Source organism: Pseudoalteromonas sp. SR43-5, from assembly GCF_014163835.1.
In the GTDB taxonomy this organism is placed as follows: domain Bacteria; phylum Pseudomonadota; class Gammaproteobacteria; order Enterobacterales; family Alteromonadaceae; genus Pseudoalteromonas; species Pseudoalteromonas distincta.
Map to the genome: position 1 here is coordinate 77,629 of NZ_JACJEA010000015.1, position 13,231 is coordinate 90,859.

12 protein-coding genes are annotated in these 13,231 nt (G+C 40.5%); 3 read left to right on the plus strand and 9 right to left on the minus strand.

What is annotated here, in order from left to right; all coding sequences use genetic code 11:
- Nucleotides 1-206: 206 nt before the first annotated feature.
- Nucleotides 207-671 carry an acyl-CoA thioesterase gene (locus H5090_RS10685; protein ID WP_024596822.1) on the minus strand — a complete coding sequence of 155 codons (465 nt, stop codon included), beginning with the start codon at nucleotides 669-671 and terminating at the stop codon, nucleotides 207-209.
- A gap of 132 nt (nucleotides 672-803) precedes the next feature.
- Complete coding sequence (locus H5090_RS10690) at nucleotides 804-2,450, minus strand: electron transfer flavoprotein-ubiquinone oxidoreductase (protein ID WP_182695674.1); 1,647 nt, start codon at nucleotides 2,448-2,450, stop codon at nucleotides 804-806.
- Between the two features lie 221 nt (nucleotides 2,451-2,671).
- On the opposite strand from H5090_RS10690, the gene H5090_RS10695 reads away from it, so the two are divergent.
- Together H5090_RS10695 and H5090_RS10700 are read left to right on the plus strand one after the other, a co-directional pair.
- Nucleotides 2,672-3,421 carry an electron transfer flavoprotein subunit beta/FixA family protein gene (locus tag H5090_RS10695; RefSeq protein ID WP_182695675.1) on the plus strand — a complete coding sequence of 250 codons (750 nt, stop codon included), beginning with the start codon at nucleotides 2,672-2,674 and terminating at the stop codon, nucleotides 3,419-3,421.
- Complete coding sequence (locus H5090_RS10700; RefSeq protein WP_182695676.1) at nucleotides 3,422-4,348, plus strand: electron transfer flavoprotein subunit alpha/FixB family protein; 927 nt, start codon at nucleotides 3,422-3,424, stop codon at nucleotides 4,346-4,348.
- Between the two features lie 139 nt (nucleotides 4,349-4,487).
- Here the strand turns inward: H5090_RS10700 and asnS are convergent, their stop codons facing one another.
- Nucleotides 4,488-5,885 (minus strand): asparagine--tRNA ligase, encoded by a 1,398-nt coding sequence (asnS, locus tag H5090_RS10705; protein ID WP_182695677.1) that lies wholly within the window; start codon nucleotides 5,883-5,885, stop codon nucleotides 4,488-4,490.
- Nucleotides 5,886-6,182: 297 nt separating this feature from the next.
- On the opposite strand from asnS, the gene H5090_RS10710 reads away from it, so the two are divergent.
- The gene (locus tag H5090_RS10710) at nucleotides 6,183-6,617 is read left to right on the plus strand and encodes an ATP-binding protein (RefSeq protein WP_002961231.1); all 435 of its coding nucleotides are present in this window, start codon (nucleotides 6,183-6,185) and stop codon (nucleotides 6,615-6,617) included.
- A gap of 4 nt (nucleotides 6,618-6,621) precedes the next feature.
- On the opposite strand, the gene H5090_RS10715 is transcribed toward H5090_RS10710, so the two are convergent.
- From H5090_RS10715 to bioA, 6 genes are all read right to left on the minus strand, one after another.
- A complete protein-coding gene (locus H5090_RS10715) occupies nucleotides 6,622-7,251 on the minus strand; it encodes a Vat family streptogramin A O-acetyltransferase (protein ID WP_182695678.1) in 630 nt (209 codons plus the stop codon).
- Nucleotides 7,252-7,286: 35 nt separating this feature from the next.
- Nucleotides 7,287-8,303, minus strand: coding sequence for an ABC transporter ATP-binding protein (locus H5090_RS10720; RefSeq protein ID WP_024604310.1), 1,017 nt, complete (start codon nucleotides 8,301-8,303; stop codon nucleotides 7,287-7,289).
- A gap of 14 nt (nucleotides 8,304-8,317) precedes the next feature.
- Nucleotides 8,318-9,817: an iron ABC transporter permease gene (locus H5090_RS10725; protein ID WP_182695679.1), complete on the minus strand. Its 1,500-nt coding sequence runs from the start codon at nucleotides 9,815-9,817 to the stop codon at nucleotides 8,318-8,320.
- Nucleotides 9,817-10,857, minus strand: coding sequence for an extracellular solute-binding protein (locus tag H5090_RS10730; RefSeq protein ID WP_024606722.1), 1,041 nt, complete (start codon nucleotides 10,855-10,857; stop codon nucleotides 9,817-9,819). Before H5090_RS10730 ends, H5090_RS10725 begins: the two co-directional genes overlap by 1 nt.
- Complete coding sequence (locus tag H5090_RS10735; protein ID WP_182695680.1) at nucleotides 10,858-11,670, minus strand: hypothetical protein; 813 nt, start codon at nucleotides 11,668-11,670, stop codon at nucleotides 10,858-10,860. It lies immediately after the preceding gene.
- A 171-nt stretch (nucleotides 11,671-11,841) separates the two neighbouring features.
- Entirely contained in the window at nucleotides 11,842-13,143 is a 1,302-nt protein-coding gene (gene bioA / locus H5090_RS10740) for an adenosylmethionine--8-amino-7-oxononanoate transaminase (protein ID WP_182695681.1), read from the minus strand.
- Nucleotides 13,144-13,231: the final 88 nt, after the last annotated feature.

Here is a 13,231-nt window from a genome sequence, read left to right on the forward strand (position 1 = left end):
TCAATTATCTACTTGCAGCGAGCGTGCCAATATTAAAATGGATTAAAAACACGCCATAATTGGTTCTTTTGTATTGGTTTTTACATTGTTTAGCGTGTTTTATAATCAAAGTGAACTTTTGCGTAATCGTGTACTCTAAAATAGGTTGTATGTTTTACAAAGTATAATGAGTTTTTTACATAGCCTTACTCTATTTAAATTACTAATTAGACTTTATGAAGCAAGTTTTCTGTTTCAATTGCTATTTCTTTCATTTTTATAGCGTAATTTTCTAATTTAATGTCTTCATCGGTCACTGCTTTAAACGAAGGCACTTCTATTGGGTAGCCCGTTTCATCCATTGCAATAAAGCTGATAACACAATGGTTTGTTTCAACCATATTTTGCGTTTTTGGATCGCCACACCTAACTTGAATAAATATTTGCATGCTACTTCTACCCGTATGGGCAATTTTAGCTTCTACTTCGACTATTTGACCCACTAAAATAGGGCGTCTAAATTTAACACCCGCAACCGAAACCGTTACGCAGTAATGACCACTCCAACCTGCAGCGCACGCATAACCTGCTTGGTCAATCCACTTCATGACGGCCCCACCATGAACTTTACCACCAAAATTAACATCAGTAGGCTCTGCTAAAAAACGAAAAATAACTTTTGACGACGGCATAAATAACACTCTTATTATTAAAACTACTATTAGCATAACGTAAAAAAGGGGCCGAAGCCCCTGCAATTTAGGATATGTTTATAATTTATATGTAAAAAACGTAGTTATATAGCTATACAGCGCATAATTTAGTTACATATTAGGATAATTTGGCCCACCCGCACCTTCAGGTGTTACCCATGTAATGTTTTGGCTTGGGTCTTTAATATCGCAGGTTTTACAGTGCACACAGTTTTGGGCATTAATAACAAACTCTTTATTGCTTGCAATTTCTTGTACTTCGTAAACGCCTGCAGGGCAATAACGTTGTGCGGGTTCATCAAATTTAACTAAATTTACGTTAATAGGAATTGACGCATCTTTAAGCTTTAAATGACACGGCTGTGATTCTTCGTGGTTAGTATTTGATAAAAACACACTTGAGAGTTTATCAAAGCTAAGGTGTCCATCTGGTTTTGGGTATGCAATTTTGTCAGCGGCGCTAGCATCAACAAGGGTAGAGTGATCGGGCGTATTATCTTTAAACGTAAAGGGTAAAGCGCCATTAAAGATGTTTTGATCAAGCGTATTGTACGCACCACCTAAAAATTTACCGAGTTTGTGCATAGCAGGGCCAAAGTTACGAGATTGATATAACTCTTTATATGCCCACGATTGCTCAAACGCAGTTTGATAATGAGTTAAATCGGTATTTGCTAACTCATTTTGCAATGCTTCAAAAATAACCTCAGCGGCAATCATTCCTGATTTCATTGCGGTGTGGTTACCTTTAATTTTTGCAAAATTAAGAGTGCCTGCATCACACCCAACAAGTAAACCACCAGCAAAATGCATTTTTGGTAATGAGTGCAAGCCACCTTTAGCAATAGCACGCGCACCGTAAGCAATACGTTCAGCGCCTTCAAGTACGTTTTTAAATACAGGATGGTGCTTCATTTGCTGAAACTCATCAAACGGGCTCAAATGTGGGTTTGAGTAATTTAAATCAACAATTAAACCAACAACAACTTGATTGTTTTCACTGTGATACATAAATGCACCACCATTAGTATCGCCGCTAAGTGGCCAACCTGTACCATGAACTACCTTGCCAAGCTCATGTTTACTTTTATCTATTTGCCAGATTTCTTTAAAGCCTAAACCATAATGCTGCGGTGATGAATCTGCATCAAGTACAAACTCATCGATTAGTTGTTTACCTAAATGACCTCGACAACCTTCAGCAAAAATAGTGTATTTTGCACGAAGCTCCATGCCTGGCATGTAACCGTCTTTTTCATTACCATCTTTGTCTACACCCATATCACCAGTAATAATGCCTTTTACTGCTTCATCTTCAATTATTAAAGAGTGTGCGCTAAATCCTGGAAATATCTCTACGCCTAAGCTCTCAGCTTGCTCTGCAAGCCATCGACATACATTGCCCATAGATACAATGAAGTTACCGTCATTATGAAATGTTTTTGGTGTAGCAAAGTGGGGGATTGATGTCGCTTTTTGCTCGTTATTAAACCAATAAATTTCATCATTAGTTACTTTGGTTGTAACCGGTGCGCCAAGCTCTTGCCAATTAGGTAGTAGTTCATCCAAAGCTCTGGTTTCAAAAACAGCACCAGAGAGTACATGTGCACCTACTTCAGAACCTTTTTCGACTACGCAAATCATGCACTCTTGTTGTTTTTCTTGTGCTAATTGCGCGAGTTTAATTGCACTTGAAAGCCCAGCAGGGCCTGCACCAACAATTACTACATCAAATTCCATGGTTTCACGTTCTACCATAATAACCTCTTTATCTATGACGGACTTATTTAAATGTTTACTACGCATTTAAATAAGGTGTACAGCCTATTTATAACCTTGCAAATTAAACGTTACAGACTGTGAATAGTTAAAGGTTATTTTAGGTTGACGTTTACGTCAACAGGAAGTAGTCTAATTTCATAAAATAAATAGGTTGACGTGCACGTTACCTTGTAGGTTTAAATAATTATGGAGTTCCTATGAAAGTTCTCGTACCAATAAAAAGAGTGATTGATTACAACGTAAAAGCACGCGTTAAAAGTGATAACAGCGACGTTGATTTAAACAACGTTAAAATGGCAATGAACCCGTTTTGTGAGATTGCTATAGAAGAAGCAATTCGCCTTAAAGAAGCCGGTACCGCCACTGAAGTGGTTGCTGTAACTATTGGTGCAAAAGCATCACAAGAACAATTACGAACAGCATTAGCATTGGGTGCTGACAAAGCCATTCACATCGAAACCGATGAAAAGCTCGAGTCACTTCATATTGCAAAACTACTCGCTAAAATTGTAGAGCAAGAAACGCCTGAACTTGTCATTTTAGGTAAGCAGTCAATTGACTCAGATAATAATCAAACAGGTCAAATGCTTGCTGCATTAACTAATCGCGGGCAGGGTACATTTGCATCAAAAGTAGTTATTGAAAATGGCAAAGTAAACGTAACACGCGAAGTTGATGGCGGGCTGCAAACGGTAGCACTTAATTTACCGGCAGTTGTTACAACTGATTTACGCTTAAATGAGCCTCGCTATGCATCACTGCCAAATATTATGAAAGCCAAACGTAAGCCGCTTGAAGTAATAACAGCAGATTCGCTTGGTGTTGATTTAACACCGCGTATGCAATTAATAAGTGTAGAAGAGCCAGCTAAACGCACCGCAGGAATTATTGTAGAAGACGTAGCGCAGCTTGTAGAAAAATTAAAAACAGAGGCAAAGGTGATTTAAATGAAAACACTCGTAATTGCAGAGCACGACAACGGTGCCTTAAAACCAGAAACCTCAAAAACTATTAACGCCGCAGTAAAAATGGGTTTTCCTATTGATGTACTAATTGCAGGTAACAACTTAAGCGCAATGAGCTCACAAGTGGCCGGCATTGATGGCGTAGCTAATGTTTTAGTTGCTGATAATAGCGTTTATGAACATCAGTTAGCTGAGAGCATGAGCGATTTAGTTTTATCAATTAGCGACAACTACAGCCACATTGTTGCAAGTGCTACTACAACGGGCAAAAACTTTATGCCACGTGTTGCTGCGCTATTAGATGTTGCGCAAATTTCTGAAATTATCGCAGTAGTGGACGCCGATACATTTAAACGTCCAATTTATGCAGGTAATGCAATCGCCACGGTTAAATCACTCGACAGTAAAAAAGTAATTACCGTACGTGCCAGTAGCTTTGATTTACAAGGTGAGCAATCAGCTGTTGCTATAACAAGCATTGATACAGTATCAGATTCACAATTAAGCAGCTTTGTAAGTGTTGAGCAAACCGAATCAGAACGCCCTGAGCTTACAGCAGCTAGTGTGGTCATATCGGGTGGTCGCGGTATGCAAAACGGCGAAAACTTTGCATTACTTAATGGTATTGCCGATAAACTAGGTGCAGCTATTGGTGCATCGCGTGCAGCAGTTGATGCAGGCTTTGTAGCTAACGACATGCAAGTAGGGCAAACAGGTAAAATTGTAGCACCTAACTTATATATTGCTGTAGGTATCAGCGGTGCTATTCAGCATTTAGCCGGTATGAAAGACTCAAAAGTAATCGTCGCGATAAATAAAGACCCAGACGCACCTATTTTTCAGGTAGCTGACTACGGTTTAGTGGCTGATTTGTTTGAAGTACTGCCACAGTTAGAGAGTGCTTTATAGCCTTTAAATAAACAAACTTATTCTGGTTGAAAGCCGTGGTGCTCTTTGAGTGCTGCGGCTTTTTTATTCGGTAGATTAAAGACACAAAAAAACCAGCCAATTGGCTGGTTTTTAGTATTTATAAACATCTTACTAAATATTAGTAAGTTGCGCTGCCTTTAGTACGAGGGAAGGCAATAACGTCACGTACGTTGCCCATACCTGTTACATAAGCAACTAAGCGTTCAAAGCCTAAACCAAAGCCTGAGTGCGGCACGCTACCGTATTTACGTAAATCGCGGTACCAGCTGTAATCTTCTTTGTTTAAGCCCATTTCTTCTAAGCGTGCATCAAGTACATCAAGACGTTCTTCACGTTGTGAACCACCAATGATCTCACCAATACCAGGTGCTACAACATCCATTGCGGCAACGGTTTTACCGTCTTCGTTTTGGCGCATGTAAAATGCTTTAATGTCACGTGGGTAGTTTTTAATAACTACCGGTGCTTTAAAGTGCTCTTCAGCTAAGTAACGCTCGTGCTCAGATTGTAAATCTACACCCCATTCAACAGCGTACTCAAACTTTTTGCCACACGTTTTAAGGATTTCTACAGCGTCTGTGTAGTCAACTTGTGCAAAGTCTTTATCTACAAACTCTTCTAAACGCGTAATTGCGGTTTTTTCTACACGTTGTGCAAAAAATTCCATGTCATCACGGCGCTCTTCAAGTACGGCTTTAAACACATACTTAAGCATGTTTTCAGCAAGTTTTGCTATATCTTCTAAATCAGCAAACGCTACTTCAGGTTCTACCATCCAAAATTCTGCAAGGTGTCGAGATGTATTTGAATTCTCTGCACGGAATGTTGGGCCAAATGTATAAATTTTTGACATTGCAGACGCGTAAGTTTCTCCATTTAACTGACCAGATACAGTAAGGAATGCTTCTTTACCGAAGAAATCTTCGCTGTAATCAACTTCGCCTTTGTCTGTAAGTGGTAAGTTTTGCATATCAAGCGTTGATACACGGAACATTTCGCCAGCACCTTCACAGTCACTTGCCGTAATGATTGGCGTGCTGATCCAGTAAAAGCCTTGCTCGTGGTAAAAACGGTGAATAGCTTGTGCTAAACAGTTGCGTACACGAGTTACCGCGCCAATCATATTTGTACGAGGGCGAAGGTGAGCGTGCTCACGTAAGTACTCAATGCTGTGGCGCTTTGCCGACATTGGGTATGAATCTGGGTTTTCTACCCAACCTAACACAGTCACTGAGTTAGCTTGAATTTCGTAAGATTGACCTTGGCCAGCAGATTGAACTAAAACACCAGTAACCGACACAGAACAACCGGCTGTTAAGCTAGTAACTTCATCATAATTATTCAGTGAATTAGGAACTACCGCTTGAATAGGATCAAAACACGAACCGTCATGAACGGCTAAAAATGAAATTCCTGCTTTTGAATCGCGGCGAGTACGGATCCAGCCCTTAATTGTTACTTGGCTGTCTACCGCAACATTGCCTTTTAATAGCTCTGAAATCGCTAAATGGCTCATCTTCACTCCAATGATATAAGTTGCCTAACTATTTTATTTTAACTGTGCGCAACACTCGGGCATAAATTGCACATAAACGGTGCTGCACTTGAACCCTGTATCTTACCTAGTAAAGTTAAATAAAAAAACTATTGTGGGCAACTCTTTAAAAGTTTTTATGCATGCGGTTTATTTTTAAACAGTTTTTAGAGTTTAATTGCCACTATTATGATTTGTTGCTCTGAAATTTAATGATTTTGTGGCATTATTAACATCCAAACTAAATTAATATTTATTCACCCTTAAAAAATCGATGCTATGAAACAAGTTTTTATTTTACGAGGACTACCAGGAAGTGGTAAGTCTTACTACGCGCAAAGCCTTGCTGACGAATTAGGTGGAGCCGACGAAAGTCAGTATCTAATTTGCTCAACTGATGATTACTTTAATAATGAGCAGGGCGAATATCATTTTGATAAATTTAAGTTACCACAATTTCATAATTTAAATTTGGCGCGCTTTATAAATGCACTTGCTCAAGGCATTCCATTGGTGATTGTAGATAACACCAATATTAAAAAGTGGGAATTTATAGCTTACTCTCAAGCTGCCGTTGCTTTAGGTTATCAAGTAAAAGAAGTGATAGTGGGTGAAGTAAAAGACAAAGCTATGCAGCACCTATACGCTAAACGAAACTCACATAATGTGCCGCTAAAAACTATAAGTAAAATGGCCTACATGTTTGAGTGGTAATCACTTAGAGATTAGATAAGGCTTTTATATCGCATTGTGTAATGGCATCTAAATGAGCAGTGATTTTTTCATTGCTCCAATCCCACCAAGCTATATCTAGCAGCGTATTAATTGTTTTATCGTCAAATCTGGTTTTTATCACTTTAGCGGGATTTCCACCTACAACGCTATAAGCAGGTACATCGCAGGTAACAACTGATTTACTGGCAATAATAGCGCCGCTGCCAATTTTTACCCCGGGCATAATTGTAGCGTTATAACCAATCCAAACATCATGACCAATTTCTGTATTGCCTTTAAAGGGTAAATCATTTGATTTTGGTACAAATTTTTCCCAGCCATTACCAAATATAAAAAATGGATAAGTAGAAAATCCAGAAGTTTGATGGTTAGCGCCATTCATTATAAAAGTAACGTCTTTAGCTATCGCACAAAACTTACCTATGATCAGACGATCCCCAATAAAATCGAAATGGTAAAGCACATTTTTTTCAAAATTCTCAGGGCCATCAGGATCGTCATAATATGTATAATCGCCTACTTCAATATTGATAGAAGTAATATAGTTTTTTAAAAAACCTACTTGAGGAAAACCTTCCATTGCTGAAGGATTATTGGGGTTTGGTCCGTTCATGGGGTTTCCTCTTAATTTTGAGTTAGGTATAGATATTAATCTATAGATTTATAAACCGCTAATGGGTGCGAGGTACTTAGTGATACATGCACTTCGTCGCCTGGGTTTACCACAACTTCATGGCTTACTCTGCTAGTTACAACCGTAGAGCACGCAAGTTTTACAGCGCACAAGCGGCTGCCACCTTCAAAGCGTACCCAAATTACTTCGCCGTTATTGCCAACACTGCTTTGTACAAGTAACACATCGTCTGGTCGAAGTAGTACATCAACGTCGCCACTCTCACAGTCAACGCCATGAGCGGGCGCATTACCAATTGAGGTAGTGGCTTGTCCTTGGCTAAATTGGCCGCTAATAAAGCTGGCTTCACCTAAAAAGCGTGCCACAAAGCGATTATTTGGCGTGCTAAAGCAGCGCTCTGGCGTGTCAATTTGCTGAATTTTGCCGCCTTTTAGCACACCAACACGATCGCCAACTGAGAGTGCTTCTTCTTGGTCGTGTGTTACCCAAATCGCCGGTACGCCAGCGGCTTTAAGTGCGTTTCTAATATCCCAACGAAGCATGTCTTTAAGAGCGGCATCTAAGTTTGAAAGCGGCTCATCAAGTAATACAAAGTCAGGTTGGTGGGCAAGGGTACGCGCAAGTGCAACGCGCTGCTTTTGTCCGCCAGAAAGCGTTGCTGGTTTTTTGTCTCTAAAATCGCTCAACCCAAGTAGGTTTATCCAATACTCAGCAGGGGCTGTATCTTTTAATCTAAAGCAAATGTTTTGCTGTACGGTTAAGTGCGGAAATAACGCAAAATCTTGAAATACCATGCCTACACTGCGTTTTTCAGGAGGTATTGTTAATTTGGGTGTAGCGCGCCATTTACCTGTGTTTATTTCGCCTTCGCTAATAGGTATAAGGCCAGCAAGGGCTTGTAAAATTGTACTTTTACCACAACCTGTTGGCCCTACAAGCATAAGGATTTCGTTTTCACCCAGCGAAAAGTTTAAATCGCTTACTACGCGGTTACTGCCATAATCTATAGACAACTGACTTACAGATAGCATTGTTTCTTAAATCCTTAATGTTCAAACTGGTTGCGTTTTTCGCCAGACATCATAATAGCTAACCCGCAGGCAGATATCACTACTAACAATAATCCAGGAATCGCGGCGCGACCAAAATAGCCCGCTTCGTATACACGCCATAAATAAGTAGAGAGGGTTTCAAACCCTGTTGGTCCAAGTAGGAGCGTGGCTTCTAGTTCGCGCATTGACTCTAAAAATACCAGTGCTGCACCGGCAATAATACCGCGCATAGTTAAGGGTAGTGTTATGCGAGTAAATACTTCACGTGGGCTTGCCCCTAATACGCGCGCAGACTTCACTAAGCTTGGATCTAAGTGTTCGGTGCTTGTTCTAACAGAGCCTACAGCAAGTGGTAAAAATCGCAGCATATAAGCAATAATAAGCAATCCCAGTGTTTGATATAAAAACGGCAACTGCAAACCACCGTAAACAAGCGCTGTGCCCATTACTATACCCGGAATACCAAAACCAAAGTAAGTAACACGCTCCATTATACGACCCGCTTTTCCACTCAGTGCAGCATGTGCAACAGGGATCGCAACGATAACGGCTACAATTGCCGCAATACCCGATGCATACGTAGAGTTCCATGCAATATTAAAATCAAATGAGCTAAAACCATCGCGAGCTAACCAAAGCGAAAATATAGCCAAAGGCAAGCCAATAGCAAGCAGTAAAACAGGTACAAACGTAACAAACATGGCACTTAATTGTACTTTACTTGGAAATAAAATTAACGGGCGACCATGGCGCTCAGACGCTGTTTTTATTTGTGATTCAACTAAAAGTAAAAAACCGACAATAACCATCAGCTGAAGTGAAAGCATTGCAGCGCGTCCTAACGCAAAGGCGTTGTATTCAACATAAATTACGCGGGTAAAGGTATCTAAGCGCATCATTGCCGGCGTGCCAAAGTCTGATAACGTATAAAGCGCGACTAACAAAGAGCCTGCTGCAATACCGTTAACTACGCGCGGTAATATAACTTTAAATATACTTTGCGTCATCGACATTCCAAGCGTTCGTGCTGCATTAACCATACTCGCATCAAGGCTAAGTAGGGATGAGCGAGTTGTCATCATTACAAACGGGAAGGTATAAAGCGTCATTACAATGGCAGCGCCGGTTAGGCCATACATTGATGGTGTTTCTATTCCTGTTAAGGTATTTATTTCGCCACCGGGGCCAAAAGCAGCATAAAGTGTAAATGCGCCAATATAACTGGGAATTGCCAGTGGGGCTGCAAATACAACCAGCCAGAGCTTTTTAAATGGTAAATGCACATACGCGCTAATAAACGCCAGTGGCACACCAATTAAAATAGACCCAAGTACCGTTAAACCCATTAACGATAACGTGTTACCTAAAATTTGAAGATTGTGGGTGTCAAACACTGAGCTCGCATCGCTTGCAAGCACAATTAATACATAAACAGGGGTAAGCGCAACAAGCGCTGCAAGCAGCGCCATTGGATAAGAGGCAGGTATTTTCATTACAATACGCCGCTGCTTCGCATCAAATCTATAGTAGGGCGTAAATCAGCTAGCTGTGTTAAATCTACTTTAGGTGGAGAAATATTAGCAAGTGACGGTAAACCCTCAGGTTGGGTAATACCATTTACTAACGGAATTTCGTACGCTTCACTGGCTAAGTAACCTTGTACTTCTTTACTTAGTAAGTAACGCATAAAGTTAGTTGCAAGCGGATCGTCGTTAAGCGCTAATACACCCGATGCATTAACTAAACAGCCCGCATCATTTTGTGTAAATGCTAAATCTAGCTTGGCATTAGGTTTACCTGATTTTAAACGCAAAGTGTAATAGTGATTAGCAAAACCAATATCAACTTCACCGCGTTCAACGCCCATAACAACACCTAGCTCGCCGGCGTATGTTTTAGCACGTTTTTGAATCTTTTTAAGCCACTTAGCGGTTTTGTCATCGCCTTCTAAGATTCGCATTGCGGTTACAAACGATTGAAAAGAAGCGTAGGCGGGTGCCCAGCCAATACTTAAATCGCTGTCGGCAATTTCCATAATACTTGTTGGAATTTGATCTTTAGTCAAACGCGACGTGTTATATGGCAATGTACGAATACGGCCAGTTACAGGTGCCCACTCTTTATATCTAAATTGTGGTTGTAACTGAGCAGATAAATCACCTGGGATAGGTTGTGCAAGGCCAGCATCGGTTACTAAACCAATTGCGCCTGAATCAACTGCCCAAAATAAATCAGCGCGGCGAACGCCAGCTTTAGCTTCTGCAACAATGGTATTTGCTAAAGCAGCAGTAGGACCTCGGCGTATACCGAGTTTAAAGTCTGGATTTTTTTTCTGGATTGCTTGTAATACGTTTTCATACAAACCACCTTCGCCTCGGCCTAAATAAAGCGTTAACTCGCCTTTAAGCTTTGGTAAATCGTCAACAGAAACAGGGTTTGCTATATCAGCGGCTAGCGCACGAGAAAGAGGCAGTGGCAATGAGCCAACCACCCCTAACGCGGCTAGGCCTTGAATAAAGGTCCTACGCTTCACTTAAAATACATCCTTACGTGCTTTTTCGGCTTTTTCTATTAAAACCTTAGCGCGGTCTAATTTTGTTTGCATATCACTGATCACATCGCGTACTTCGTCTACGCTTTTGCTGTTTGTAATGGCTTGTGGCAGTGTTACGTTAAAGTCTTTTTCCAGCACTTCAACTAGTTTTGCATCTTGTTCAATAAGAGTTCCTTCAACGCCTTCAAACAGGTGCAGATAAGTATCATGAACAATTTCAGTTGCTTCGTCTCGTAAACGCTCAGCAAATTTAGCTACTACACGGTCTAATTTGTGCTTAATTTCATCAATTGTGGCACTTTGTGTCATTTGAGTTGTAGCCGTTGCTTTTACAGTGTCTAACAAGCCTTTTTGCTGGAATTTTGCAGCAAGCTTAACAGCCCCAAGACCTTGCCACAAGGCTATGTTCATCGCTTTTTGCTGTTTACGAACTTCATCAGCAGGCTCTTTATTATCAATGGCCATTTTTACGCCATAAAGACCCTGCCAAATAGAAGCGTATACTGGTACAAAGTTAGTTTCTATTGCGCTGTGAAACTTAACTGATTCCCAATATTCAATTAAATCATCAGTTTTTACAGATTTTGCGCCTTTAGTATCGTAGTCGCTTACCATGGTATCAACTTTGCCTACCATCCATTCTACTTCTTCTGCGTAACTTTTAAGGTTAGCTTGAAGATGATTAACATGCTCGCCAATAGGGCCGTTAGCTAATACTGGTTGAGCCATAAACGCCGAGGCTAGTAAAAGGCTTGCACCTAAAGTTTTGGCTGGTTTAAATAGTAATTTCATAGCAAAGAAGTCCAAAAAGGTAATTGTAAATGATAGACATTATCATATAGCTAATGGTTAACGAGATCAATAACTACAAACTCGCTTAATAGATAAAAACACTAAATGTAGCGGTAGGTTACAGCAAATAGCGCTATAACCTGTATTAGGATTAGTTATTGAGACCGACTATTAAGCGTAATGCTTGCCTTTAATGGCATTATAAATGGCATCACACAGTGTTTTTATACTTGTGTCGTCACTTATATACGGTGGCATAAGGTAAATTAGTTTACCGAATGGGCGTATCCATACACCTTGCTCTACAAAATAAGCCTGAATTTTAGCAACATCAACATTGCCCGCAGCCTCGTTCAGTTCAACAACGCCTATTGCTCCTAAGGTACGCACATTGGCAACCGCATCTAGTTCACTGCATTTATTAAGTTGTTGTAGCTGGGTGTTTAGCTGCTTTATTCGTTGTTGCCAGTTTTGCTTAAGTAATAAATCAATACTTGCGCAGGCCGCTGCACAGGCAAGCGGGTTACCCATAAACGTAGGGCCGTGCATTAAAACACCGGCTTCACCTTCGCTTATGCCAATGGCTATTTTATCGCTAGTGATAGTGGCCGATAGCGTCATTGAACCGCCGGTTAATGCTTTACCAATACACATTATATCGGGTTCTATATTGGCGTGCTCTACAGCAAATAATTTACCTGTACGGCCAAAGCCTGTGGCAATTTCGTCGCAAATTAGCAGTACGTTATATTGGGTGCATAATTTACGCACGCAGGCTAAATAATCAGGGTGATAAAAGTTCATACCACCTACGTTTTGTACAATAGGCTCAATGATAAAGGCGGCTACTTGGCTGTGGTTTGCTTTAAAGTATTCTTCAAGCTCTTGGGCTTCAGTTTGGTTAAACTCGAACCCAAATTGACTAACCGGTGCAGGCACAAAAACGTGTTCAGGTAAAAAGCCTGAATATAAACTATGCATTGAATTAACTGGGTCGCATACGCTCATGGCTGCAAAGGTGTCGCCATGGTAGCCCTTGTAAGGCGTCATTAATTTTTGTTTTGTTGTAATGCCTTGGCTTAACCAATATTGCAGCGCCATTTTTATTGCTACTTCAACGCTTACCGATCCGCTGTCGGCTAAAAACACTTTAGTTAAACTAGGCGGCGTTATATTTACTATTTTTTTGCACAGCTCTACCGCGCTGTTATGCGTAATACCGCCAAACATAATGTGGCTCATATTATTAATTTGCTCAATCATGGCGTTATTTATAACAGGGTTATTATAGCCATGTATTGCGCTCCACCACGAGGCCATGCCATCGATTAATTGCTCGCCAGTTTCGAGGTGAATAATATTTTGATTAGCATGTGTAACAGGGTATACCGGAATTGGCTTAGTCATCGATGTATATGGGTGCCAAATGTGCTCACGATCAAAATCAAGGTCAATCGTATTCTTTTTAATCATATGTAAACTTTAACTTGGTGGGCTTCGTTGACAATGGTACTTCAACTCGTAGACTAAGCCAATATCACCGCTGAGAAAAAAATAAGAG

Coding starts and splice junctions, on each gene's coding strand:
- H5090_RS10735 (WP_182695680.1), bottom strand. CDS start 11,670: ATGAAATTACTATTTAAACCAGCCAAAACTTTAGGTGCAAGCCTTTTA.
- H5090_RS10710 (WP_002961231.1), top strand. CDS start 6,183: ATGAAACAAGTTTTTATTTTACGAGGACTACCAGGAAGTGGTAAGTCT.
- H5090_RS10720 (WP_024604310.1), bottom strand. CDS start 8,303: ATGCTATCTGTAAGTCAGTTGTCTATAGATTATGGCAGTAACCGCGTA.
- H5090_RS10685 (WP_024596822.1), bottom strand. CDS start 671: ATGCCGTCGTCAAAAGTTATTTTTCGTTTTTTAGCAGAGCCTACTGAT.
- H5090_RS10725 (WP_182695679.1), bottom strand. CDS start 9,817: ATGAAAATACCTGCCTCTTATCCAATGGCGCTGCTTGCAGCGCTTGTT.
- bioA (WP_182695681.1), bottom strand. CDS start 13,143: ATGATTAAAAAGAATACGATTGACCTTGATTTTGATCGTGAGCACATT.
- H5090_RS10715 (WP_182695678.1), bottom strand. CDS start 7,251: ATGAACGGACCAAACCCCAATAATCCTTCAGCAATGGAAGGTTTTCCT.
- H5090_RS10695 (WP_182695675.1), top strand. CDS start 2,672: ATGAAAGTTCTCGTACCAATAAAAAGAGTGATTGATTACAACGTAAAA.
- H5090_RS10700 (WP_182695676.1), top strand. CDS start 3,422: ATGAAAACACTCGTAATTGCAGAGCACGACAACGGTGCCTTAAAACCA.
- H5090_RS10690 (WP_182695674.1), bottom strand. CDS start 2,450: ATGGTAGAACGTGAAACCATGGAATTTGATGTAGTAATTGTTGGTGCA.
- asnS (WP_182695677.1), bottom strand. CDS start 5,885: ATGAGCCATTTAGCGATTTCAGAGCTATTAAAAGGCAATGTTGCGGTA.